This window comes from Streptomyces sp. NPDC058371, assembly GCF_042723265.1.
GTDB lineage: Bacteria > Actinomycetota > Actinomycetes > Streptomycetales > Streptomycetaceae > Streptomyces.
In genome coordinates this window covers 166,133-189,987 of the sequence record NZ_JBHXJC010000003.1, presented here as the reverse complement: position 1 = coordinate 189,987, position 23,855 = coordinate 166,133, and the positions used below count along the sequence as shown (strand labels likewise).

The 23,855-nt window shown below is 74.0% G+C and carries 20 protein-coding genes; 10 read left to right on the top strand and 10 right to left on the bottom strand.

Annotated elements, in window-relative coordinates; all coding sequences use genetic code 11:
• Positions 1–122: 122 nt before the first annotated feature.
• Entirely contained in the window at positions 123–3,281 is a 3,159-nt protein-coding gene (locus tag ACFWM2_RS12485; protein WP_383277058.1) for a sacsin N-terminal ATP-binding-like domain-containing protein, read from the bottom strand.
• Between the two features lie 776 nt (positions 3,282–4,057).
• The gene (locus ACFWM2_RS12480; RefSeq protein WP_383277055.1) at positions 4,058–4,984 is read right to left on the bottom strand and encodes a DUF3027 domain-containing protein; all 927 of its coding nucleotides are present in this window, start codon (positions 4,982–4,984) and stop codon (positions 4,058–4,060) included.
• Positions 4,985–5,440: 456 nt separating this feature from the next.
• Between ACFWM2_RS12480 and ACFWM2_RS12475 the strand changes: the two genes are divergently transcribed.
• The 4 genes from ACFWM2_RS12475 (at position 5,441) to ACFWM2_RS12460 (ending at position 9,142) form a co-directional block, all read left to right on the top strand.
• On the top strand, positions 5,441–6,862 hold the full coding sequence (locus ACFWM2_RS12475; RefSeq protein ID WP_383277052.1) for an MFS transporter: 1,422 nt from the start codon (positions 5,441–5,443) through the stop codon (positions 6,860–6,862).
• A gap of 165 nt (positions 6,863–7,027) precedes the next feature.
• Positions 7,028–7,528, top strand: coding sequence for a DUF2771 domain-containing protein (locus tag ACFWM2_RS12470; RefSeq protein ID WP_383277049.1), 501 nt, complete (start codon positions 7,028–7,030; stop codon positions 7,526–7,528).
• Positions 7,528–8,280: a futalosine hydrolase gene (locus ACFWM2_RS12465; protein WP_383278294.1), complete on the top strand. Its 753-nt coding sequence runs from the start codon at positions 7,528–7,530 to the stop codon at positions 8,278–8,280. Before ACFWM2_RS12470 ends, ACFWM2_RS12465 begins: the two co-directional genes overlap by 1 nt.
• Positions 8,264–9,142, top strand: a complete 879-nt coding sequence (locus tag ACFWM2_RS12460; protein ID WP_383277046.1) for a 1,4-dihydroxy-6-naphthoate synthase — start codon at positions 8,264–8,266, stop codon at positions 9,140–9,142. The genes ACFWM2_RS12465 and ACFWM2_RS12460 overlap by 17 nt, the downstream gene beginning before the upstream one ends.
• A 91-nt stretch (positions 9,143–9,233) precedes the next feature.
• Here ACFWM2_RS12460 and ACFWM2_RS12455 read toward each other — a convergent pair whose 3' ends face one another.
• Complete coding sequence (locus ACFWM2_RS12455) at positions 9,234–9,617, bottom strand: cold-shock protein (protein ID WP_383277043.1); 384 nt, start codon at positions 9,615–9,617, stop codon at positions 9,234–9,236.
• Positions 9,618–9,813: 196 nt separating this feature from the next.
• Here ACFWM2_RS12455 and ACFWM2_RS12450 point away from each other — a divergent pair, with 196 nt between their 5' ends.
• A complete protein-coding gene (locus tag ACFWM2_RS12450) occupies positions 9,814–10,065 on the top strand; it encodes a hypothetical protein (protein ID WP_383277040.1) in 252 nt (83 codons plus the stop codon).
• Between the two features lie 63 nt (positions 10,066–10,128).
• On the opposite strand, the gene ACFWM2_RS12445 is transcribed toward ACFWM2_RS12450, so the two are convergent.
• Positions 10,129–10,746, bottom strand: a complete 618-nt coding sequence (locus ACFWM2_RS12445; RefSeq protein ID WP_383277037.1) for an HAD family hydrolase — start codon at positions 10,744–10,746, stop codon at positions 10,129–10,131.
• Between the two features lie 72 nt (positions 10,747–10,818).
• Positions 10,819–11,808, bottom strand: coding sequence for a hypothetical protein (locus tag ACFWM2_RS12440; protein ID WP_383277034.1), 990 nt, complete (start codon positions 11,806–11,808; stop codon positions 10,819–10,821).
• Positions 11,809–12,041: 233 nt separating this feature from the next.
• On the opposite strand from ACFWM2_RS12440, the gene ACFWM2_RS12435 reads away from it, so the two are divergent.
• The 3 genes from ACFWM2_RS12435 to ACFWM2_RS12425 all read left to right on the top strand — a co-directional run bounded on the left by ACFWM2_RS12435 (position 12,042) and on the right by ACFWM2_RS12425 (position 16,819).
• Positions 12,042–14,651, top strand: coding sequence for a helicase C-terminal domain-containing protein (locus ACFWM2_RS12435; RefSeq protein WP_383277031.1), 2,610 nt, complete (start codon positions 12,042–12,044; stop codon positions 14,649–14,651).
• Between the two features lie 94 nt (positions 14,652–14,745).
• Positions 14,746–16,389 (top strand): DNA repair helicase XPB, encoded by a 1,644-nt coding sequence (locus tag ACFWM2_RS12430; RefSeq protein ID WP_383277028.1) that lies wholly within the window; start codon positions 14,746–14,748, stop codon positions 16,387–16,389.
• Positions 16,390–16,534: 145 nt separating this feature from the next.
• The gene (locus ACFWM2_RS12425; protein WP_383277025.1) at positions 16,535–16,819 is read left to right on the top strand and encodes a type II toxin-antitoxin system RelE/ParE family toxin; all 285 of its coding nucleotides are present in this window, start codon (positions 16,535–16,537) and stop codon (positions 16,817–16,819) included.
• Here the strand turns inward: ACFWM2_RS12425 and ACFWM2_RS12420 are convergent.
• The gene (locus ACFWM2_RS12420; RefSeq protein ID WP_383278291.1) at positions 16,767–17,969 is read right to left on the bottom strand and encodes a glycosyltransferase 87 family protein; all 1,203 of its coding nucleotides are present in this window, start codon (positions 17,967–17,969) and stop codon (positions 16,767–16,769) included. The two genes, ACFWM2_RS12425 and ACFWM2_RS12420, sit on opposite strands and share 53 nt — an antisense overlap.
• A gap of 107 nt (positions 17,970–18,076) precedes the next feature.
• Complete coding sequence (locus tag ACFWM2_RS12415; RefSeq protein ID WP_383277023.1) at positions 18,077–18,262, bottom strand: hypothetical protein; 186 nt, start codon at positions 18,260–18,262, stop codon at positions 18,077–18,079.
• A 342-nt stretch (positions 18,263–18,604) separates the two neighbouring features.
• On the opposite strand from ACFWM2_RS12415, the gene ACFWM2_RS12410 reads away from it, so the two are divergent.
• Positions 18,605–20,653, top strand: coding sequence for a HelD family protein (locus tag ACFWM2_RS12410; RefSeq protein ID WP_383277021.1), 2,049 nt, complete (start codon positions 18,605–18,607; stop codon positions 20,651–20,653).
• Between the two features lie 18 nt (positions 20,654–20,671).
• Here ACFWM2_RS12410 and ACFWM2_RS12405 read toward each other — a convergent pair whose 3' ends face one another.
• Positions 20,672–21,001: an ArsR/SmtB family transcription factor gene (locus tag ACFWM2_RS12405; RefSeq protein WP_383277018.1), complete on the bottom strand. Its 330-nt coding sequence runs from the start codon at positions 20,999–21,001 to the stop codon at positions 20,672–20,674.
• 110 nt (positions 21,002–21,111) lie between these two features.
• Here ACFWM2_RS12405 and ACFWM2_RS12400 point away from each other — a divergent pair, with 110 nt between their 5' ends.
• On the top strand, positions 21,112–22,296 hold the full coding sequence (locus tag ACFWM2_RS12400) for an MFS transporter (RefSeq protein WP_383277015.1): 1,185 nt from the start codon (positions 21,112–21,114) through the stop codon (positions 22,294–22,296).
• Between the two features lie 55 nt (positions 22,297–22,351).
• On the opposite strand, the gene ACFWM2_RS12395 is transcribed toward ACFWM2_RS12400, so the two are convergent.
• Both ACFWM2_RS12395 and ACFWM2_RS12390 read right to left on the bottom strand, forming a co-directional pair.
• Positions 22,352–23,050, bottom strand: a complete 699-nt coding sequence (locus tag ACFWM2_RS12395) for a copper homeostasis protein CutC (protein WP_383277012.1) — start codon at positions 23,048–23,050, stop codon at positions 22,352–22,354.
• Between the two features lie 96 nt (positions 23,051–23,146).
• Complete coding sequence (locus ACFWM2_RS12390; protein WP_383277009.1) at positions 23,147–23,830, bottom strand: maleylpyruvate isomerase family mycothiol-dependent enzyme; 684 nt, start codon at positions 23,828–23,830, stop codon at positions 23,147–23,149.
• Between the last annotated feature and the right edge of the window lie 25 nt (positions 23,831–23,855).

Genomic DNA, 23,855 nt, shown 5'->3' with positions numbered 1-23,855 from the left:
CGAGAACTGGGGCGGATGTACACGCGGTACGCAGCGATGTACGCACACATCTGGGGATAGCCGAAACAGGGCCGCCCCACCGGAGTCTCACCGGTGGGGCGGCCCTGCCGTCCGTGTCGGCCTCAGTCGAACCAGCGGTCCCGCTCCAGTTCCTCCGTGCGGGACGGGTCCTCCAGGAGGGCGGCCACCTCGAAGCGGCGGGGCCACTGGGCGGCGGCCCAGGCGAGGCCGGCCGCGACGCCCTCCAGGGTGGACGCGTGGAGCACGCCGTCGCGGGTGCGGCGCCAGTCGAGTTCGGTGCCGTCGACGACGAGTTCCTCGTGCTCGACGTACGTCGTGGGAGTCGAGGGGCCCAGCAACACCCGTACGGAATCCGGGACTTCGTGCTCGACGCCCTCGGACGTCACCTCGCCGGTCACCGACTCGCTCAGCCGCCGTACCTGGAACAGCTCGGCGAGATCGGCGGCCCGGGCCGGCCGTACGGGGAGCAGTGGCATGCCGCCGGTGAAGGGCAGCAGGTCGGGCGAGTCGACGACCACGGCGTCGGCCGCGTCCACGACGCTCACTCGGCCGTCCAGCACGGCCCGCAGGTCGTCCGGCAGGGTGACCTTCTCGGGGTCGAGGTCGGCCAACGCGCCGTAGAGGGCGTGCAGTTGGGCGGCCGAGACCTGCCGTTGCGGGTCGGCGAGCCGGTCCAGGAGCTCGGCCGCGCCGCCGGGCTCGTCGAGGAGGGCGGCGACGGAGGTGCGGACGCCCAGGGCCCGCAGCACCTGCTCGTCGTCGAACCCGCTCGCGTCGGCCTCGTCGTACAGGCCGTGCAGCAGCGGATCGCCGCCCGCCGCGCGCAGACCGGCCGGCCGGCGCCCGTCGAGCACGGGGTGACCGCGCAGCCACCAGGCGGTGTACGGCCGGACGATCTCGTGGGTGCCGTCCGGCAGCAGGATCCGCACGGGCTGGGTGAGCGCGTCCCGCAGCGGTGGCCGGGACAGCAGCGCCAGCGCCTGCGGCCACCGCTCGTCGTCCACGAGATCCAGATCCCGTACGGCGACGATCTCGGTGGCGACGGGCGGCACCGGGGTGTCGGGCAGCTGGTCGAGGACGTCCTCGCACCACACGTCGACGGCGTCCAGCAGGCCCGCGTCGTCCGGCTCGGCGAAGTCGGTGTCGCGCGGCTCCAGTTCGTCCGGGTCGAGGACCACGTCGGTGGTCCGGACGAGGGCGAAGGTGGCGAGCACACCGCAGGCGGCCAGCGGCTGTTCGCCCCAGCGGTCCGCGAATTCGGCGTCCACGAAAGCGAGTTCACCCTCCCGCATGACCTGCGCGAAGGGGCTGCCGGGGAGCACCAGTTCGCCGGCGGGCGCGAGTTCGCCGTCCTCGTCGGGAAGCGCGAGTGCGCCGAGCCAGGGCTCGTCGCCCGCTTCGAGGCCGGCGTCACGGACCAGCGCGAGCACGGTCTCGGCGAGTTCCTCGGAGTCCGGGCCCTCCTGGTCCCAGCCGCCCTCGTCGTCCAGCGAGGCGGCGACGGCGGTCCGGACCTGGGGGGTGGTGAGGACGGCGCGGGGCGTGGCGGGCAGCGCGCCGAGCTTCTCCAGCAGCGGGTGCGCGGCGTCCGGGTGGGCGACCTTGAGACCGAGCCGGGCGAGCGCCTCGGGGGCGGCCTGGGGGCCGTCGGCGGTCGGCAGCAGGACCTGGCGCGGCCCGATGGTCGTACGCCCGTCCGCGAGCGGTACCGGAAGCCCCGACAGCCGGTCCGGGTCGACGCCCGCGAGGCTGTCGTAGAGCCGCCGCCACCAGTCGGGCTCCTTCTCCAGACCGGCCAGCCGGTCCACGGCCTCCGTGAGCGGCACCCGGGCGACGCCCAACGTGCGCAGTTCCACCCGGCGTTCGAGCCCGGCGGGCAGCAGGCTGGGCAGCACCTCGGCGAGCACCCGGACGGTCTCGTCACCGGCGCCCTCGACGATCTCGGCGTCACGGGGCCGCAGCGCGACGGGCAGGGCCACCGTCTCCTCGTCGCCGGGCTCCGCCCAGTCGGCCGGGGCTGGCGGTCCGCTCGGCTCCACCGCCGGCGGCAGGAAGGCGGTACGCGGCAGCCGGTCCAGGATCGCCTGCCGCAGCGCGCCGTCCAGCTCGCCCTTGCCGAGCGGGCCGGGCACCAGGGCGATGATCCCCGGGCCCACCGGCCGCCAGGCGGCGAGGAGTTCGGCGTACGCGTCCGCCGCGCGCTCCACGAGGTAGCCGGTCAGCGGCCCGGGAGCGGCGTGCCGCCGGGTGGTGTCGAGCGGAAGGGAGGCGATGAGCAGCGCGGGCACGCCGAGCGGCTCGTCGCTGGGCGTGGGCGCGTGCACGACGGGGCTGGTGCGGGGGCGGGCCGGGGTGCCGTCGGAGTCGACGGGCACCGCCCAGGTCACCGACCAGTGCGGGCGCAGCCGCTCCTCGACCGGGCGGTCGGCGAGGAGTACGGCGTCCAGGGGGCCGTGGCGGGAGACCGTACGCCAGCGAGTGCTGCCGTCGCGGGAGTCCTCGACGACGACGCCGTCCTCGTCGGCACGGCGCCGCAGCGTGCGGACCTCTCCGTCCCCGATCTCGACGACGACCTCTTCGAGGCCGGGCAGGGCGAGCAGCAGCGCGTCGTCGATGCCCTGCAGCAGCCGCTCGGCGAGATCCTCCGCGGCGGTGTCCCGCAGCGGCAGGATCACGACGGTGTCGTACGGGTCCGGAGCGCTGCCCTCGGCGGCGAACGGGAGCCTGAGCAGGGGCACATGGCCGTCGCGGCGCCGGATCTCGTCCCCGAGTCCCGGGCTGTGCCGGGCCGTGTCGCCGGCCAGCTCCCGTGCCTCGGCGAGGGACCAGCGGACTCCGCCGTGGCGGCCGAGGACGGCGGGCTCGTCGGTGACGGAGAGCACGGCGGCGAAGCCGACGCCGAAGCGGCCCACGGCCGTGTCGTCCGCGTCGCGCTTGGCGGAGGCGCGGAGGGTGGAGAGCGACTCGACGCCGGTCGCGTCGAGGGCGGCGCCGGTGTTGGCCGCGGCGAGGACTCCGTCGCGGAGGGTGAGCCGGAGCCGGCCCGGTACCCCGGCGCGGCCCGCCGCGTCGGCGGCGTTCTGAGCGAGCTCGACGACGAGTCTGTCCCGGTAGCCGCCGAGTACGAGGTCTTCCTCGGCGTTGGCGTCCTCGCGGAAGCGGGCCGGGCTGGTGGCCCAGGCGTCCAGCACCCCGCGGCGCAGACGCGCCGTTCCGAACGGGTCCGCGCCCTCGGCTGCCGGCCGCACGAACTTGCTCACGGTTCACTCTCCCTCTCGTGTGGCGCGGCCGCGAGCGCAGGGCGGGCCGCCGCACGAAGGTACCGCGCGCGGCCCCCTCCCCCACCGGCGCCCACATGCTCCACGGGGCGGCGCCCATTCCCCTACCTGCCTGGGCACCCTGTGCTGGCGCTGGCGCGGGGTGGGTCGGCGAGCCCGGCGCCACGGGGGTGCCGCCCGGGTGGGCCCGGTCCCGTACCCGCATGGGCACCCGGCATCGGGGCTGGCGTGGGGGTGGGTCGGCGAGCCCGGCGCCTAGCGGGTGCCGCTGCGCCCACCCGTGCCGCCCCTAGCGGCACGCATGCCCGCAGCTATGACCGTACGGCCCCACCGCGTGCCCGCTGCCCCGCAGCTATAGCGGCTCCGCCGCCCCCCGGGGTGCCCGCCGCCCGCAGCCATGCGGCTTCGCCGCCACCGCATGCCCGCTGCTCGCTGCTCGCAGCAAAGACGGTTGCCGCTGCCCGCAGCACAAGCCGGCGACGGCGGGCCACCCTGGCCCGCAACCCCCACGCACCCGCGGTCGCGAACCGGCCGAAGGGGCCGTGCCGGTACATCAAATGCCCGTCGCCATGCGTCAGGACAGGCAACAGAGCGCCCCCAGAAGACAGCACAGCCGGTAGGGCGACGGGCGGATGTACCGGCACGGACCCGACCCACCCACCGGCGCCAGGCGAACCACCCACCCACCGGACAGCGCACCCACCAACCCAAGGCGATCCCCGCTCAAGGCGCCCCCGCCAGCGAAAGGCCCACGCCGGCTAAGAGTGGCCCAGCTCCGCCGACGACTCGTCCGCCGCCGTCGGCACCGACCCCGAGTCCGGGGAGGGACGGAGCGGGAACGGGTCGACCCGGGTCTCGTCGATCACCGGCGGAGCCGGCCGGGGCGGCTTCGGCATGACCGCCGCCTCCGAGTGCCCCCCGCACCCGTACGCCAACGACACCACTCGACCGTCCGCCGGCGAGAACTCATTCGCGCAGATACCGAACGCCTGCCCGAGCGACCCCCCGACCCGCAGCAGGAAGCCGCAGCTGACGCACGCCGCGGGCGCCGCCTGCGCCATCGCGGTCTTGGGCCCGCTCGCCTCCTCCCACCGGTCGGCCGCGGTGTGCAGCCCGTACCGGGACAGGACCCGGGCGCGACGCAGACCGAGCTCCTCGGCCACGGAGGCGATCGACCCGCGGGACGGCACGACCGGCAGCGTCGCGGGCGCCCCGCCCGCCACCTCCGCGTCCTCCGCCTCGACCAGCTCGGCCATCTCGTCGGACACGGCGGAGTTCGGCGCCGGCTCGTCCTCGCCGGAGTAACCGGGCTCAAGCCGCAGATCGTCCGCGTCCGTCGGCAGCAGATCGCCGGGACCCATGTCACCGGGCCGCAGCCGCTCGCTCCACGGCACCCACTCGGGCGCGAGCAGCGAGTCGGAACCGGGCAGCAGCACGGTCTCGTCGAGGGTGACGACCTTCGCGCGGGAGGCCCGGGCCACGGTCGACGCCCAGCGCCACCCGCGGTACCCCGGCTCCTTGCACTCGAAGTAGTGCGTGACCACACGGTCTCCTTCGGAGACCAGCCCCACGTGCTCACCGACGACGCCGGGTGCGGCGGCCTCCTCGGCGGCGGCACGGGCGAGGTCGACGGCCTCGGCGCACAAGCGGTCAGGGGTGCGGCTTCGCGTTGTCGCTGCGCTCACAGGTATCGCTTCTCTCCTACGCCGTCTCACGGGTGCGCCAGTACTCGGCGGGGGTGCGGACGGAGCGGACCAAAGGACCGCGTCGACGTCCGCGCCCGATCGCGCTCGGGCGCACCTACGCCATCCATTCTGCGGGATGGCCGAGAGGCGCGCGGCCGAGAACAACCGCCGCAGGCGCGCTACGCACGCTACCTTCTTCCGGCGCCTGGGCCCACACCGGCGTGCGGCCAGGTTGGCTCTCCGCCGCTCGCGGCGGGCGTTTTGGCCCGTCCGTCCGCCCGTCGGACGGGCGTCGGACGGGCGTTCCGCCCACCCGGCAGGCACGCGCAGGCGGCCCGCACGTCCGCCTGCCAGGCGGCGGATCGGCCCTGCGGACACCGTCCCGCCACACCTCCGTACAGCTCCATACGCGCGGTAACGGCACTACGTTCGCCCTTCTCGGGGCACTATGACGGAGTGGCAGCCGCGAGGTCGTCCCATGGGTCCACCGGCATCGGTGGGGCCAAGGGGAGCAGCCGAGGTGGCGGATCGGCCCGGGTGAGCGGGTCCGTCCGCGCGGTCGGCCGTGCCCTGCACTTCCCGGTGACGGGGACGGCACGCGGAATCCGCAAGGCGACGCACGCGCACGGCGCGGGCGAGTCCGGACTCGGCAAACTGATCGAACTGCACGCGGTGAACGGCGCGGGCGACGTCATGATCACCATCGCGCTCGCCTCGACGGTGTTCTTCTCGGTCCCCACCGACGAGGCCCGCGGCCGCGTCGCCCTCTATCTGGCCATCACGATGGCGCCGTTCACGCTGCTCGCGCCGGTGATCGGCCCGCTCCTGGACCGTCTGCCGCACGGCCGCCGCGCGGCCATGGCGGGCGCGATGCTCGCCCGGGCGCTGCTCGCACTGCTGCTCTCGGGCGCGGTGGTGACCGGCGGCATCGAGCTGTATCCGGCCGCGCTCGGGGTGCTCGTCGCGTCCAAGGCGTACGGGGTCGTCAGAAGCGCCGTGGTGCCCCGGCTGCTGCCGCCCCGCTTCTCCCTGGTGAAGGCGAACTCCCGGGTGACGCTCGGCGGCCTGCTCGCCACGGGGGTGGCCGCGCCGATCGGGGCGGGTCTCCAGGCGCTCGGGGCGCGCTGGCCGCTCTACGGCGCCTTCGTGATCTTCGTGGCAGGCATGTTCCTGTCGTTCTCGCTGCCGTCCAAGGTCGACTCGGCCAAGGGCGAGGACAAGGCGCTGCTGGCCGCGGACGAGGAGCATCTGCACGGGCCGCATCTGAAGGTCCCGCGCCCGGGGCTCCGTACGGTCGGTACGGCCGTGACGCACGCCCTCGCCGCCAACGCGGCGCTGCGCTGCCTGTCCGGCTTCCTGATCTTCTTCCTCGCCTTCCTGCTGCGCGAGCATCCGCTGACCGGCGAGAGCGCGGCGGTCTCCCTCGGGATAGTGGGCGTGTCGGCGGGTGCGGGCAACGCGCTGGGCACGGCGGTCGGAGCTTGGCTGAAATCACGCGCTCCCGAGATCATCATCGTGACGGTCGTCGCGTTCGTGCTGGGCGCGGCGATCACCGCGGCCGTGTTCTTCGGGGCGGTCCTGGTGGCCTGTCTGGCCGCGGTGGCCGGGTTCGCGCAGGCGCTCGCCAAGCTGTCCCTGGACGCGCTGATCCAGCGGGACGTGCCGGAGCTGGTCCGTACGTCCGCCTTCGCCCGCTCGGAGACCCTGCTGCAGGTGGCGTGGGTGATCGGCGGCGGGATCGGCATGGCGCTGCCGCTGAACGGCACGCTCGGTCTCTCCGTGGCCGCCGCGATCGTCGCCACCGGCTGGCTCACCACCGTGCGGGGGCTGCTCGGCACGGCCCGCCGCGGCGGGCCGGCGCGGGAGCGAGTGACGTAGGGCCCGCCCGCCGCGCGGAATCCGGGGGCACGCCGGTCGGACCTGGGACCCGCCCCGCCCTGCGCGGAGGCAGGGTCCGCCGGACAAGCCCAGGACCCGTTGCCGCGCGCGGCACGCCGCACCCCACGTGGGGGGAGCGGTGGGCGTGCCCGATAGCCTTCGGCCATGACCTCCCTGCCCCGCGGCAGAGCCGCTAATGGACACCGCCTTGCGCGCCGCCGCCGCGCCGTTGCCGCCATCGGCGCCGTTTCCGCCGGACTTCTCACCCTGTCCGCCTGTGACAAGCCGACGCCGCTGGCCACGATCACGGTGGGCAAGAGCTCGGTGAACTCCGAGACCGACTGCTACGACGACGGCAAGGCGGTGACCACCGCCGACCTGGCGAAGTGCCTCAAGGCCAAGGACATCAAGTCCATCAAGGTCGACCCCGACGAGACCGTGCGGTTCGGTGTGGACCCCGACATCGCCGACAAGGGCTGGACGATCCTGATGAACGGTCAGCCGCTGACCGACTCCAGCAAGAAGACCTACCGCACGATCCCGGGCAGCGTGTTCTTCAACGCCCAGTACGGCGCGAGCGGCAACTCGACGCTCGTCTCCGTCAGGGAGGGCACCGAGCAGAAGGTCACCGGCCTGTGGACCTTCAAGCTCAAGAAGGATTCCTGATCACGTCTGCCGAAGGATTCCCGGACACGGCCGCCGTACGTGTCCTGGTGGCCACCGCGGTACCCGCCGAGCGGGACGCGGTGGCCCGGGCGTTCGCGTCCGCCGTTCATGAGGTCCCGCTCCCCGGGCGGACCCCGGCACTGCACCGGGTCGGGGGCCACGACCTGCTCGTTGCCGGTGTCGGCCCCGCCCTCGCCGCCGCCTCCACGGCCACCGCGCTCACCGCGGCCGCGCTCGGCGGCGCGCCGTACGACCTCGTCGTCTCCGCGGGCATCGCCGGCGGTTTCCAGCCGGACGCGCCCGTCGGTTCGCTCGTCGTCGCCGACGAGATCACGGTGGCGGACCTGGGGGCGGACACCGCGGACGGGTTCGTCCCGGTCACCGAGCTGGGCTTCGGAACCGTCAGTCACCGTCCGCCGGAAGCACTCGTACGAGAGCTCGCGGCGGCCTCCGGAGCGCGCACCGGGACCGTCCTGACGGTCTCCACCGTCACCGGGACGGCCGCGCGCGCCGCCGAGCTGCGGCTGCGCCACCCCCGTGCCCTCGCCGAGGCGATGGAGGGGTTCGCCGTCGCGGAGGCGGCCGCCGCGCACGGCGTGCCCGTCGTGGAGCTGCGCGCGGTCTCCAATCCCGTCGGCCCGCGCGACCGTGCCGCCTGGCGCATCGGCGACGCCCTCGCGGCACTCACCGAGGCGTTCGGGAAGCTCGTGCCCGTCCTGGAGAGTTGGAACCCACATGACCGCACCCACTGAACCCACCGCGTCCACGCCCGCCGGCCCCCTGCGGATCGCCTACTCGCCCTGTCCGAACGACACCTTCGTGTTCGACGCCTGGGCCCACGGCCGCATCCCGGACGCGCCCGCGCTCGACGTGACCTTCGCGGACATCGACATCACCAACGGCATGGCCGAGCGCGGCGAGTTCGACGTGCTGAAGGTGTCGTACGCCGTGCTGCCGTACGTCCTCGACGAGTACGCGCTGCTGCCGTGCGGCGGGGCGCTGGGCCGGGGCTGCGGCCCGCTGGTCCTGACCCGGGAGCCGGATGCGGACCTGAGGGGCCGCACGGTCGCCGTGCCGAGCGAGCGGTCGACGGCGTATCTGCTCTTCCGGCTCTGGGCGGCGGACACGGTGCCCGGCGGGGTCGGCGAGATCGTCGTCATGCCGTTCCACGAGATCATGCCGGCCGTGCGGGACGGGAAGGTCGACGCGGGACTGGTCATCCACGAGGCCCGTTTCACGTACCAGAACTACGGTCTGCACAAGCTCGCGGACCTGGGCGAGCACTGGGAGCGGACGACGGGTCTGCCGATCCCGCTGGGCGCGATCATCGCCAGGCGGTCGCTGGGCGAGGAGCGGCTGCGGCGGCTCGCCGAGTCGGCGCGCGCCTCGGTCCGCGCCGCCTGGGACGACCCGGAGGCCTCCCGCGCCTATGTCCTGGAGCACGCCCAGGAAATGGACCCGGCGGTCGCGGACCAGCACATCGGCCTGTACGTCAACGAGTTCACGGCCGACCTGGGCGAGGACGGCTATGCCGCGGTCCGCGGGCTGCTCACCCGCGCGGCGGCCGAGGGACTGGTGCCGCCCCTCGGCCCGGACGCGCTGAACTTCCCGTAGAACGCCACGCGAGACCGGCGGGAACGGATGGTGCCGGCGGTACTGGTTGGCGGGAAATGGCGCTCGGCGGGATACGGGATGCGGGATGCGGCTATACGTCGAGCTGGTCGGCGACCGCGCGCAGCAGACCGGCGATCTGGTGGCCGGAGGCCTTGTCGGGGTAGCGGCCCTTCTCCAGCATCGGCGTGATGTTTTCGAGAAGGGTCGTCAGATCCTGGACGATGGACGCGAGTTCATCGGGTTTGCGGCGCTGCGCGGCGGCCACCGACGGGGTCGGATCCAGGATGGTCACCGAGAGTGCCTGGTCACCGCGCTGGCCCGCGACAACACCGAACTCCACCCGCTGGCCGGGCTTGAGGACTTCGACTCCGGCGGGCAGGACCGAGGAATGAACGAAGACGTCGCCGCCGTCGTCGCGGGAGAGAAAGCCGAAGCCCTTCTCGCTGTTGAACCACTTGACCTTGCCGGTAGGCACGTCTGTCCTCGTCCTCGTACTCGTCGGAAACTGCTCGGAAAACTGCTGGGACAACCGCGTCGGCAACTGCCCGGAAACTGCTCTGGATAGCACTACAGCGGGTCGTCGGACCCGCCGGTACCAAGGCTAATGGTCCGGGGGCTGGTGACAAGACGTCGCCGGATTGTTCCTTCGCGCTGGGAACTACCCTGGTCGGGTGCGTGACAAAACCCAACCGAATTCCGCAGAAGCCGGTGACTGGCTGATCCGTGCCGGCGCCATTGTCTTCTTCATCGGAGCCGTGGCCACTCTGGTCACCGTGGCACCGCTGCTCCTCGACACGACGCCTTTTCCGACGTACATGTTCGGCTTGAGCATGCTGATGGGCGTCGGCTTCCTGATGGCCGGGGCGGGGGTGTTCCAGTCGGTCACCGCGGGTCGCCGCCGGGCCCGCGCGTCGGGGTCGTGACCGGGCCGCCCCCGGGGCGCGGCCGGGCGTTCCCGGAACGGCGGCCGGACGGCCCCGGTGGGCTCAGCCGGCCGTGTGGGCCGTCAGCCAGTCCGGGAATTCCGTCAGGTCCGTGAGGACGACGTCCGCGCCCGCCGCGCGCAGCTCCGCCGCGTCGCAGGGGCCGGTGGCCACGGCGACGGAGTACGCGTCCGCGGTACGGGCGCCGCGGACGTCGCCGGTGTGGTCGCCGACGTAGACGCTCGCGCCGTACTCGCGCAGCGCCTCCGCCTTCCGCTCGGCCCACAGGTTGCCGACGACCGCGTCGGCGTCGATGCGCAGATGCTCCAGGTGCAGCTTCGCGTTGGGCTCCCACTTGGCGGTGACGACGACCGCACGGCCGCCCGCCGCGTGCACGGCCTCGACGGCCTCGCGGGCGCCGGGCAGCGCGAGCGTGCCGGTGATCGCGTGTGTGGGGTACATCTCACGGTAGACGTCGGCCACGGCGGCGACCTGCTCCGCCGGGAACCAGTTGACGAGCTCCTCCTCCAGCGGCGGCCCGAGCCGCGTGACGACCAGATCGCAGTCGATGGCCACCCCTGTGCGCGCGGAAAGCGCCTGATAGCAGGCGTGGATACCGGGGCGGGAGTCGATCAGGGTCATGTCGAGGTCGAAGCCGACGGTCAGCGCGCGCGAAGTCATATGGGCCATTGTGCCCAGTGACCCGTGGCCGCCTCCGGGCCGCCCGGCGGCCGACCGCGCCGGCCGGCCGGGTCAGCGGTGGCGCTGGGAACGCCAGGCCAGGTAGAGCGCGGAGGTGACGGCGGCGCCGCGGACCACCCAGGGCCAGGTCTCGGTGATCGCGTCGCTCAGGTGGCCGTCGGCGACGGGATCGCCCCACCGGCCGTTCGTCCGGCCCCAGAGCCAGACGACACCCGCGGTGGCCACCAGCCCCGGCAGGACCAGGACCGCCCACTTCGACTCGGCGGGCGTCAGCCGGCGGGACGAGTACGCGATCAGCCAGCCGAGGCCGAGGGCGATCCAGTTGCCGAGGATCGCGCCGGCGACGAGGAGGGCGGCGGCGAGCAGCAGGAGCGGGTTGCTCCAGCCGCTGAGGCGGGGGAGCCGGCGGCGGCGCGCGGGCGCGGCCTCCACGACGTCCTCGGCGGGTGCCGGGACGGCGTCCTTGCCCTCGTCGTCCTCGTCGGCGGGGTCCCGCTGCTCCGGCGGGGGCTTGAGTATCTCGGGGATCTCCACACCGCCGACGAACCCCGGCACGCTCTCCCCCGGCCCGAACGGGCTGCTGTCGACCCGCCACCAGTCCGGCTGTGTGGCGCTGTCGCCCAGCTCGTGCGCGGAGGCGAGGTGCGGCGGGGAGGGTACGTCGCGGGGGGCCTCGGCCGGTTCGGATTCGGCGGGACGCGGCCGCGGTACGACCCGGCGCAGGCCCCGCGCTTCCCGGGGTCGCTGTTCCCGGGTGCGCTGGACGGGGACGGCGGCCCGGGTCTGCGTCGCGTCGGAGGTCACCCCGGGGGCGCCGGAGCCCGCGGCGGCGACGACCTCGTCGGGGCTGCCGAGCCGGGCCAGGATGCGGCGTACGCCGGCCGGGCTGTCCATGCCGGTCTTCGCCCGGCGCCGGTCGATCTCGCCGCGCAGCTCCGACACGAGGCGCATCCGCGTCCCGGACGGCAGCTGGCGCTGCTGGGCCAGGTCACCGACCCGGCTCAGATAGTCGAAGACGAGCTGATCGCTCTCAATCCCCACGAAGTCCCCTCCGGGACAGGCACGTTGAACATCCCGTGACCCGACGGTACCGCGTACATACCCGACATACGCAGCACCGCCCCACGCCGGCGCCCCGCCGCGCCTGCGGGCCGCCCCGCGACGACGGGCCCGGGAACCTCCGGACGGAAGGCGCCCGACGGCCGTGTCCCCGGGCGGCCGCGGCGGCAGCGGCGGGGGCCCGCGCGGTGCGGGCACCCGCTACCGTGGACCGGATGAGCACCGAGGAGCACCCGGCGGAGCCGGTGAAGGAGCGTACGGGGGCGGCCCCGCGTTCCCTCGCGGAATCCCTCCGCACCCGGGACGACGCCTCCCTTTCCGCGCTGCTGCGTGCCCGCCCCGACCTCATCACCCCGGTCCCCACGGACCTCACGCAACTCGCCACCCGGGCCGGCACCCGCGCCTCCGTCGTCCGCGCCCTGGAACGGCTGGACCGCTTCGCGCTGCAGACGGCGGAAGCCCTGGCCGTGGCGCCGGAACCGGCGACGTACGACGAACTCCTCGCCCTGATGGCCGGCGACGACCGCGACCCGGCGGTCACCGGCGCGCTCCCGCAGGCCCTCGGCACGCTCCGCGAGCAGGCCCTGGTGTGGGGCGCGGACGACCGGCTCCGGCTGGTCCGCACCGCCCGTGAGCTGCTCGCCCCGTCCCCGCAGCACCCGTCCCCGACGGGCCTCGGCCCGACGGTCGCGGAGGCCACGTCGGGCATGTCCCCCGGCCGTATCCAGGAGATCGTGACCGCGGCCGGGCTGCCGACCACCCACGACGCCGTCTCGGCCGTGACCTCGCTGACCGGGCTGTTCACGGACCGCACGCGGATGTCGGCGCTGCTCGACGAAGTCCCCGCGGACGCGCTGGAGGTGCTGTCCCGGCTCGTCTGGGGCCCGCCCTACGGCCAGGTGACCGCCGACCCCGCGCCCAGGCTGCGCCGGCTCCTGGACTGCGGTCTGCTGCTGCCGACGGCGCCCGGCACGGTCGTACTGCCACGGGAGGCCGCCCTCCATCTGCGGGCCGGCCGCGCGCACCGCGAGACGGAGCCGCTGCCGCCGGCCGTCGAGCCGGCCGCGACGCACCGGCCGCCGATGGTGGACGCGACCGCGGCCGGCCAGGCCTACACGGCGCTCGCCACGGTGGAGGAACTGCTCAAGGACTGGGACGAGGGCGGGCCGACGGTGATGCGCGCCGGCGGGCTGAGCGTGCGGGACCTGAAGCGGACGGCGGCGGCCCTGGACGTCACCGAGCCGGTGGCCGCCTTCTGGATCGAACTCGCCTACGCGGCCGGCCTGTTGGCGTCCGACGGCGAGGCCGAGGAGCGGTACGCCGCCACGCCCGGGTACGACGAGTGGATGGAGCGGCCCGCCGCCGAGCGCTGGGCCCGGCTCGCCACGGCCTGGCTCGCCGGGACCCGGACGGCGGGCCTGGTCGGCGGCCGGGACGCCAAGGACCGTACGCTCTCGGCGCTCGGCCCCGGCCTGGACCGCTCCGCGGCCCCCGAGGTCCGCCACCGCGTCCTCGCCCTCCTCGGCACGCTCCCCGAGGGCGCCTCCGCCGCCCCGGACTCCGTCCTGGCCCGCCTGCACTGGGAGCGCCCGCTGCGCGGCACCCAGCCGCCGGGCACCGCGGCCCCGGGCACCCGTGTCCCGACCGACGACCTGCGCAGCCGGCTCGCCCGCTGGACCCTTTCCGAGGCGGAGTCGCTGGGCGTCACGGGTCGCGGAGCGCTCTCCTCGCACGGCCGGGCGCTGCTCGGGCTGCCCGCCGTGGCCGCCCAGGACACCGAACCGTCCGGTCCCGGCGACAAGCTCCCCGCCCACAAGCGCCACCACCCGGCCGCCGAGGTCCCCCGCGCCCCCCGCTCCCCCGCCGAACGGGCCGCGGACGCCTCCCACGCCGCCCGGCTGCTCGCGCCGCTGCTGCCCGAGCCGCTGGACCACGTCCTCCTCCAGGCGGACCTGACCGCGGTCGCGCCCGGCCCGCTGCGGCGCCCGCTCGCCGACACGCTCGGGGTGCTCGCGGACGTCGAGTCGAAGGGCGGCGCGACGGTGTACCGGTTCACCCCCGGTTCGGTGCGCCGCGCGCTCGACGCCGGCCGGGCCGCCGCCGACCTGCACGCCTTCCTCGCGGCCCACTCGCGCACCCCGGTTCCGCAGCCGCTCACGTATCTGATCGACGACGTGGCCCGCCGCCACGGCCATCTGCGGATCGGCGCGGCCTCGGCGTACGTCCGCTGCGACGACGACGCGGTGCTGAACGAGATCCTCGCCGACAAGCGCTCCGCCGGACTGCGGCTGCGCCGGCTCGCCCCCACCGTCCTCGCCGCCCAGGCCGACCCGGCGACGCTCCTCGACGGCCTGCGGGCGATGGGGTTCGCGCCGGCCGCCGAGTCCGCGGAGGGCGACGTCCTGATCACCCGGGCCCACGCCCACCGCACTCCGCCGCGCACGGCACCCGAGCCGGTCCCGGAGGGGCCCCCGGTCCCCGACGCCACGCTCCTCGGCGCCGCGATCCGTGCCGTCCGCGCCGGCGACCTGGCCTCCACCACCCCGCGCAAGACCGGCCCGGCCACCGCCCCGGCCGGCGAAGGCGGCCTCCCGCGCACCGGCTCCGCCGAGACCCTCGCCACCATGCAGGCCGCCGTCCTGACCGGCGAGACCGTCTGGATCGGATACGTCAACGCCGAGGGCGCCGCCACCCAGCGCGTCATCGCCCCCGTCCGGGTCGAGGGCGGCTTCGTCACCGCGTACGACCACACGGCCGACGAGGTCCGCACCTATCCGCTGCACCGCATCACGGGCGTCGCCGAGCTGGCCGACGAACAGGCGTGAGCCGCGGGCCCCGCATGATCGCCGCCCGGTGCGGCACACTGGACGTTTGGCCGGGCATCCGCGCGGCGGTGCCGGCACGCAGAAAGGGACGGGTGTGAACGGACCCCTCATCGTCCAGAGCGACAAGACACTCCTGCTCGAAGTCGATCACGAGTTGGCCGGCGCCTGCCGTCGGGCCATCGCGCCGTTCGCGGAACTGGAGCGGGCGCCCGAGCACATCCACACGTACCGCGTGACCCCGCTCGGGCTGTGGAACGCGCGGGCCGCGGGCCACGACGCGGAGCAGGTCGTGGACGCGCTGGTGGAGTTCAGCCGCTACCCCGTGCCGCACGCGCTGCTGGTGGACATCGCGGAGACGATGGACCGCTACGGGCGGCTCACCCTCAGCAAGCACCCGATCCACGGTCTGGTGCTCACCACCACCGACCGTCCGGTGCTGGAGGAGGTGCTGCGCTCGAAGCGGGTCGCGCCGCTGGTCGGGGCCCGTCTCGACCCGGACACCGTCGCCGTGCACCCCTCCGAGCGCGGGCAGATCAAGCAGACGCTGCTGCGGCTGGGCTGGCCCGCCGAGGACCTTGCCGGGTACGTCGACGGGGAGGCGCACCCGATCGAGCTGGCCGAGGACGGCTGGGCGCTCAGGCCCTACCAGAAGCAGGCCGTGGAGAACTTCTGGCACGGCGGCAGCGGGGTCGTCGTACTGCCCTGCGGCGCCGGCAAGACACTCGTCGGGGCCGGCTCGATGGCGCAGGCGAAGGCGACCACGCTCATCCTCGTCACCAACACCGTCTCCGCCCGCCAGTGGAAGCACGAGCTGGTGAAGCGGACCTCGCTGACCGAGGAGGAGATCGGCGAGTACAGCGGTACGCGCAAGGAGATCCGGCCCGTCACGATCGCCACGTACCAGGTGCTGACGACGAAGCGGAAGGGGATCTATCCCCATCTGGAGCTCTTCGACTCCCGGGACTGGGGGCTCATCGTCTACGACGAGGTGCATCTGCTGCCCGCTCCCGTCTTCAAGTTCACCGCCGATCTCCAGGCGCGCCGGCGGCTCGGGCTGACCGCGACGCTCGTGCGTGAGGACGGACGCGAGTCGGACGTGTTCTCGCTGATCGGCCCGAAGCGGTTCGACGCCCCGTGGAAGGAGATCGAGGCGCAGGGCTACATCGCGCCCGCCGACTGCGTCGAGGTACGGGTCAATCTGACGGAGTCCGAGCGGCTGGCGTACGCCACCGCCGAGGCCGAGGAGAAGTACCGCTTCTGTGCGACCACCGCGACCAAGCGGAAGGTGACGGAGGCGCTGGTCCGGAAGTTCGCCGGGCAGCAGACCCTGGTGATCGGTCAGTACATCGACCAACTCGACGAGCTGGGCGAGCACTTGGACGCGCCCGTCATCAAGGGCGAGACGTCGAACGCGCAGCGCGAGAAGCTCTTCGAGGCGTTCCGGCAGGGCGAGATCAGTGTGCTCGTCGTGTCGAAGGTCGCGAACTTCTCGATCGACCTTCCTGAGGCGACGGTCGCCATCCAGGTGTCCGGGACCTTCGGGTCGCGGCAGGAGGAGGCGCAGCGGCTCGGCCGGGTGCTGCGGCCCAAGGCCGACGGCCACCAGGCGCACTTCTACTCCGTGGTCGCCCGCGACACCATCGACCAGGACTTCGCGGCCCACCGCCAGCGCTTCCTGGCGGAGCAGGGGTACGCGTACCGGATCGTCGACGCGGACGAACTGCTGGCCGGCAGCTGACGGGGCGGCAATCGCAGACGTGGGCGGCCGGTCCCTGACCGCCCACGCTCTCCGGTCGCCCTCACCCACTCGAAGGCCGCCCGGTGCGGCCCCGCATTCCCTGGGTACGCTGGCCGTACGGGGCGAGGCACGGCTGGGAGGGCGTATGCGGCACGAGGACCTCTACGAGGTGGTGTACACCGAGCCCGCGGCGCGTGACCGTGACCGGCTGGATCCCGCGCGCCGGGCGTCCCTCGACAAGGCGGTCGAGCTGCTGGCCCGCGATCCCTACACGGAGTTGTCCCGCGCGATAGGCGTGGGCGACCAGGACCGGGAGATCCGGCTGACGTCGCAGATCGTCGCGGAGTACATGGTGTCGCGGGGCCGGCTGCTGCTGGTCATGCTGCGGATCTTCGACGACGCGGACATTCTGCTTCCCGAAGAGGGCTGAGCGCGGCCGGGCCCTGGTCGGTGCCCGGCGCGGGCGCGCGGCGCACCGACACCCAGGCCGACACGGTCAGCGCGAGCACCAGCAGGACGTACGGGGACGCCAACACCTGTTGCCACCACGGCAGTCGCAGGTCCAGGTCCCCCTGGTGCGGAACCAGCCACAGGGTCCGGGCGGTGAAGACGACGGCCGTCAGCGCGGCGACCGCGGTACGGCCCTGGGCGAGCAGGACCGCCAGCAGCGGTACGCACCACACCCAGTGGTGGGACCAGCTGATCGGCGAGACGAGGAGCGCGGTGAACGCCGTGCCGAGAACGCCCCAACGGGCGTCCGGGGTACGGCAGGCGACCCAGAGGCCGGCGCACCCGGCCGCCACCGCGGGGAGCGCCCAGGCCGGGCCCGGTGACGGGTCGCCCAGGGCTCGCGCGACGAGCCCCTGCAACGACTGGTTGTCGACGAGCCACGCCTTGCCGACCCGTCCCGTCTCGAAGACGCGGCGGGTCCAGAAGTCGAGGCTCGCGGCGGGGAGCGCGAGCGCGCCGACCAGGACGGTGCCGCCGCAGGAGGCCAGCGCGGTGAGCCCGTCCCGGACCCGCTCCCGCCCTTCCCGTTCGTTCCCGGCGCGGTGCCGGTGCCACCCGGAGAGCAGCAGATACCCGACGAAGAGGGCGGGCGTCAGCTTCACGCCGGCCGCGATGCCCAGGGCGATGCCCCGGCCCCGGGCTCCCGGCGGACGGCTCAGGTCCCAGAGGATCAGACAGACGAGCGCGAGATTGATCTGCCCGAAGAGCAGCGTCTGGAAGACCGGTTCGAGCCAGAGGGCGCAGGCGGTGGCGGCGCACACGACGGGTGCGGGGGCGGGCAGGCCGGCGAAGCGGCAGGAGAGCCGGACCAGGAGGGCGACGAGCGCCGCGTTGCCGGCGAGGAACGCCACCTTGAGGGCGGCCGGCGGGAGCCAGGCCAGCGGCACGAAGAGGATGGCCGCGAAGGGCGGGTACGTGGCGGGCAGCTGCCACTCGGTGACAGTGAAGCCGTACAGATCGCCGCCGCGGGCGACGGCCGCGCCTTCCGCCCGGTAGACCAGGGCGTCGGCCATCGGGGCGCGCTGGAGGACGCACAGCGCGGCGAAGGCGGCGAGGGAGACGGCGAGCAGGAGGACTGCGGAGGGTGCACGAAAGGTCACGTTCCGTCGAATCACGACGGAACCTTAGCCTCCGGGACCGGTCGGCCCGGGCCGTGGCTCCAGGGGCGGCCCCGGAGTCAGCGGCGTCGTACGCCCGCGTCCTCGCCGTATTCGCCGAGGAGGACGACGCCTATCGCGGCGCCGGCGAACACCTTGACGGCGCGCAGGGCGTCGCCGAGGCGGTGGCGCTGGTGGCGGCTCCCCTCGAGGGCGCTCGCCCCGCTCGGGGGGAGGTGATGTGGGGTGAAGGTGGCTGCGCTCATACCTCCATGATGGAATCCCGGCCACCCGGACGCGTCGGCCTTCGGATGTAACCTCGGCCGCCGCGTCGTACACCTGCGGGCCGCCCGTCCTACACCTCCGGAGGGACGCGTCCCCCGGCGACCCCTAGGGAATTCGGGGTCACGAACCCTGACGTCGCCGGGGTCGACGGGCCCGGCGGCAGCGCCGGACGGTCGCCCCCGGCAAAACCATTCGCCCCCACCCCCCGCCCTCGCCTAAAATCTCCGCTCTTGCCCGCCTCCCTTCACGGAGTGCCGTCGTCCGGACGGAAACCGGACGGCAGACCGCCACCTCACTCACAGTCGCTCCCGGAGGCAACGCCCGTGTCACCCTTGCCGGAAACTCCCGACGACCCCCTGGTGCGCGAGCGGACGCATCTCGCCGACTCCCGTGCCGCTCTGCGCGCGATGCGGGAGGACGCGGAGTCCCTCGACATCAGCGACGTCACCGCGAACTGGGTGAACGCCGAGGTCCTCCAGCGCCAGATCGGCGAGCGCATCAAGTCCCTCGCCGACCTCAGCCACACCCCGCTGTTCTTCGGACGGCTCGACTATCTGCACGCTCCGGGCGCCGACCGGGCGGAGGGCGCGGCGGGCGAGCGCTTCTACATCGGTCGCCGGCATGTGCACGACGCCGACGGGGACCCGATGGTCATCGACTGGCGCGCCCCGGTGTCCCAGCCGTTCTACCGGGCCTCCAAGAAGGACCCGCTGGACGTCGCGCTGCGCCGCCGCTTCGGGTACACGAGCGGGGACCTCACGGCGTACGAGGACGAGCACCTCTCCGATCCCGCCGAGGCCGCGGCCACCAGCAAGCTGCTCCAGCAGGAGATCGAACGGCCACGTGTCGGTCCGATGCGCGACATCGTGGCGACCATCCAGCCCGAGCAGGACGAGATCGTCCGGGCGGGGCTCTCCGGCTCGGTCTGCGTCCAGGGCGGCCCGGGGACCGGAAAGACGGCCGTCGGTCTGCACCGTGTCGCCTATCTGCTGTACGCCCACCGGGATCGGCTCGCCCGCACCGGCACCCTGGTCATCGGACCGAACCGCTCCTTCCTCCACTACATCGAGCAAGTGCTGCCCGCACTGGGCGAGTTGGAGGTCAAGCAGGCGACGGTGGACGATCTCGTCGCCCACGTGGAGATCCGCGGCACGGACGACGCCCCCGCCGCCGTGATCAAGGGCGACGCCAGGATGGCGGAGGTGCTGCGCAGGGCGGTCCGTTCCCATGTGACCCCGCCCGCCGAGCCGGTCGTGGTCGTCCGCGGCTCGCGCCGCTGGCGGGTCCCGGCATACGAACTCGACGACATCGTGCGGCAGTTGCAGGACCGCGACATCCGCTACGGCGCCGCCCGCGAGGCGCTGCCACAGCGGATCGCGCATGCCGTCCTCGTCCAGATGGAGCGGTCGGGCGAGGCGCCGGACGACCGGGTGCAGGACGCCGTCGCCCGCAACCCCGCGGTCAAGGCGGCGGTGAAGGCGGTGTGGCCGCCCGTCGACCCCGCCCGGCTCGTGCTGCGCCTGCTGTCCGACGCGGACTTCCTCGCCGAACACGCGGAGGGCCTCCTCGACGAGGACGAGCAGAAGACGATCCTCCAGGCGAAGCCCGCGCGGTCGGTGAAGTCGGCCAAGTGGTCCGCCGCGGACGCGGTGTTGATCGACGAGGCGACCGATCTCGTTCAGCGCACGCACTCGCTCGGGCATGTGGTGCTCGACGAGGCGCAGGACCTGTCGCCGATGCAGTACCGGGCGGTGGGCCGGCGCTGCACGACCGGTTCGGCGACCGTGCTCGGCGACCTCGCGCAGGGCACGACGCCCTGGGCGACCCGGAGTTGGGACGAGGCCCTGAAGCACCTGGGCAAGAGCGAGGCCGTCGTCGAGGAGCTGACGGCGGGCTTCCGCGTGCCCGCGGACGTCATCACCTACGCGTCCCGGCTGCTGCCGCACATCGCGCCGGGGCTCACGCCGGTGGCGTCGGTGCGGGAGAACCCGGGGTCGTTCGAGGTGCGCGCCGTCGCCGCGGACGGTGAGGTGGTCGCCGCCTGCGAGGAGTCGCTGCGCCGCGAGGGGTCGATCGGGCTGATCGCCGCCGACGCCCGGATCCCGGCGCTGGCCGAGGCGTTGGCCGCGGCCGGGATCACCTGCCTCGGCCCCGGCGAGGAGACGACCCCCGACACCCGCCTCACCCTCGTGCCCGCCTCCCTCGCCAAGGGCCTGGAGTACGACTACGTGGTCCTGGACGAACCGCGGGCCGTGGTCGACGGCGAACCGGACGAACGCACCGGACTGCGCCGCCTGTACGTGGCGCTGACCCGAGCGGTGTCGGGCCTGATCGTGACGCACGCGGCCCCACTGCCGGGCCAACTGGCCTGAACCGCCGGGGCGGAGGCCCTATTCGGGCAGGGACTTCAGCAGCGCCTCGAGGAGGCCGGGAAACCTGGCGTCGAGGTCGGCGCGCCGCAGCTGCACATAGCGGTTGCGGCCGACGGCCCGCGTCGACGTGATCCCGGCCTCGCGCATGATCCGCATGTGGTGCGAGACGGTCGACTTGTGCAGATGGGCCAGCCCCAGCGCACCCGGCGCGCAGCTGAACTGCTCCCCGCCCGCGTACACCGTCAGCAGGGCCAGCCGCACCGGGTCGCCCAGCGCGTGCAGCACCTTGACCAGCTCGATGTCGGCCACGTCGGGCTGCGGCAGCCACTCGCCCTCTTCGTCGTGCACGGACCCTCCTCGTCCCAGACCGTTTGACAATCATCCAACAGTCTCTATTGTTTGACCAACGTCAAACCGTTTACCGTTGCGCTCAGCGCCGGACGGATTCTGGGGGACCTGTGCGTCTACGTCTGCTCCTGCTCGCTCTCGGCACCTTCGCCGTGGGAACGGATGGCATGGTGATGGCCGGCATTCTGCCGCTCATCGCCGGCGATCTGGATGTCTCCATCTCGGTCGCCGGTCAGGTGGTGACCGTCTTCGCCCTGTCGTACGCGGTACTGGCGCCGGTGCTCGCCACCGTCACCGCCCGCTGGCCGCGCCACCGCGCCCTGCTCATCGCGCTCACCGTGTTCAGCATCGCCAACGCCCTTACGGCGCTGGCCCCTTCGTACGGCGTCCTGCTCGTCACCCGCGTCCTGGCCGCGGCCGGCGCCGCGCTCTACACGCCCACCGCCAACGCCGTCGCCACCGCGCTGGTGCCACCGGAGCGGCGCGGGCGGGCCATCGCCGTGGTGATGGGCGGCCTCACGGCGGCCACCGCCCTCGGTGTGCCGCTCGGCACCTGGATCGGCCGTACGGACTGGCGGCTGACGATGTGGCTGGTGACGGCGCTGGGCGTGGCCGCGTTCGCGGGGCTCGCGCTGATGCTGCGCGAACTCCCGCAGCCGGCAAAGGTGTTGGGTCTTCGGGAGCGTCTCGCACCGCTCGCGAACTCCCGCGTCCTGGGTGCCGCCCTCACGACCTTCCTGGTCTTCCTCGCCTTCCAGACGACCTTCATCTACTACACGGTGGCCGCCCACCCGGCGACCGGCGGCGACCAGGACCGGCTGACGCTGCTCCTCCTGGTGTCCGGGATCGCCTCGGTCGGCGGCAGCGCGGTGGGCGGACGGCTGGTGGACCGGCTGGGCCCGCGCCGGGTCATCCTCTTCGCGGGTACGGCGGCGACGGTGCTGTCGGCCGCGTCCCCCTGGACCCTGCAGTCCATGCCCAGTGCTCTGGTGACCTCCGCGCTCACCCCGGTCGCCGGCTGGGCGGTCACCGTCGCCCTCATCGCCCGTCTCGCCTCGCTCGACCCCGCCAACGCGCCGCTGCTCATCTCCCTCAACAGCAGCGCGCTGTACCTGGGGATCGCCGCGGCCGGCGGCACCGGCAGCCTCGCCATGGCGCTGCTCGGCGACCGCTGGTTCCTGCTGGCGGGGACGGCGCTCATGACCCTGGCGGTGGGGGTCTCGGTGTTCACGACCCGACCGGCACCCGCACCCGCACCCCGGACACCCGCGGTCCCGGATCCCGTACAGGTCTGAGGCAGGAGCACGGCCGGAACCCGGAACCCTGGCTCGCCGGGGTTCCGGACACTCCCTAGGCGTCCAGGGCGTCGCGCCACTCCCGTACCGCCTCGGCGGCGACCGGTGCGGTCCAGCCGCCGGGCCGGGCCGCGCCGCCGATGTGGAAGGCGTCGAGGCCGGCGGCGCGCAGCCCGGGGAGGTGGTCGAGGCGGAGGCCGCCACCGACGAGGAGCTGCGGCTCGTAGCCGGGTTCGCCGCGGCGCGCGATCTCCGCGAGGAGGGTGGGCAGCCCGTCGTCGACGCCGGCGGCGGAACCCGCCGTCAGATAGGCGTCGAGGCCCGGCAGGTCCGCGAGCTGCTTGCGCAGGGCGTCACGGTCGGCGGCCCGGTCGATCGCGCGGTGGAACGTCCACCGGCACCCGTCCAGCTCCGCCACCAGCCGCTCCACGACGGCGAGGTCGGGACCGCCGTCCTCGTCGAGGAACCCGAGCACGAACTCCTCGGCACCGGCGGCCCGCATCCGCTGTGCGGTCCCGACGAGCGCGTCGACTCCGGCGGCGTCGCCCGCCGCGAAGCCGTCGGCCAGCCGGAGCATCACGCGCAGCGAGATGTCGACGGCGGCGCGGATCCCGGCGAACGTCTCCACCGCCGGGGTGAGCCCGTCGGCGGCCATGTCCGCGACGAGTTCGAGCCGGTCCGCGCCTCCAGCCTGGGCGGCGACGGCGTCCTCGACATCGAGGGCGATCACCTCCAGGACCGCACGCTTGCTCATAGGACCTCTTCCCTTGGGGCGGCTACAGGTCTAGTCCAATCCAAGACTACGCCGGTCGGGCCCGCGCCCGCGAGAAGATCAGCAGAAGCGCGCCGCTCAGCCTCCGAAGATGTTCAGCTCGGCCTCCCTGGCCCCCGCCAGTTCGTACCGGGTGCCGACCAGCGAGCGCCCCGCGTACAGCCGTACGAGAGTGGGCGCGTCGCCGATGTAGCGGGCCGGCGGCCGGGTCCCCGACGCCGCCCCGAGCCGCAGCGGTTCGTCCAGGTCGTCGAGGTCGGCGTGCAGCGGGACGTGGCCCTTCTCACGGGTGATCCGCGCGAGCAGCGCGAGGGCGGACGGCAGACCCTCACCGGCGTAGGCCCCCGGCTCCCCGAAGGCCTCGCGTACGTCGCCGGCGTGCACCCACTCGCCGAGCGCGACCGCGTCGAGGATCCCGCCGGCCTTGGCGATCACCGGGCCGGCCTCGGTCATCCCGCGCTCCAGCTCGTCGACGACCCGCTCCGTCGGCCAGTCGTCCCGCTCGGCGATGTCCCGGTCGTTCGCCGCCGGCTCGAACACCCCCTTCTCGAACCGGCTCTCCACGACCCGCATCAACGCGGCCCCGCAGTGCGCGAGCACATCCCGCACGGTCCACCCGGGACACGCGGTCCGCGCCGCGAAGTCCCCGTCCGGGCGCGCCCGCAGCAGCGGTATCAGCGCGTCCCGCTCGGTGAGCAGCAGCCGCCCGGGCAGTTCCGGGTCCCGTACGTCCGTCGCATCCGTCGCATCCACAGAAGTCATGTCCCCCACGCTAGGCGGCGGGGCC

Excerpts from the sequence above, each read along its gene's own strand:
- ACFWM2_RS12390 (WP_383277009.1), bottom strand. The coding sequence starts at position 23,830 with ATGACTTCTGTGGATGCGACGGATGCGACGGACGTACGGGACCCGGAA.
- ACFWM2_RS12395 (WP_383277012.1), bottom strand. The coding sequence starts at position 23,050 with ATGAGCAAGCGTGCGGTCCTGGAGGTGATCGCCCTCGATGTCGAGGAC.
- ACFWM2_RS12435 (WP_383277031.1), top strand. The coding sequence starts at position 12,042 with ATGAGCACCGAGGAGCACCCGGCGGAGCCGGTGAAGGAGCGTACGGGG.
- ACFWM2_RS12470 (WP_383277049.1), top strand. The coding sequence starts at position 7,028 with ATGACCTCCCTGCCCCGCGGCAGAGCCGCTAATGGACACCGCCTTGCG.
- ACFWM2_RS12415 (WP_383277023.1), bottom strand. The coding sequence starts at position 18,262 with ATGAGCGCAGCCACCTTCACCCCACATCACCTCCCCCCGAGCGGGGCG.
- ACFWM2_RS12445 (WP_383277037.1), bottom strand. The coding sequence starts at position 10,746 with ATGACTTCGCGCGCGCTGACCGTCGGCTTCGACCTCGACATGACCCTG.
- ACFWM2_RS12460 (WP_383277046.1), top strand. The coding sequence starts at position 8,264 with ATGACCGCACCCACTGAACCCACCGCGTCCACGCCCGCCGGCCCCCTG.
- ACFWM2_RS12425 (WP_383277025.1), top strand. The coding sequence starts at position 16,535 with ATGCGGCACGAGGACCTCTACGAGGTGGTGTACACCGAGCCCGCGGCG.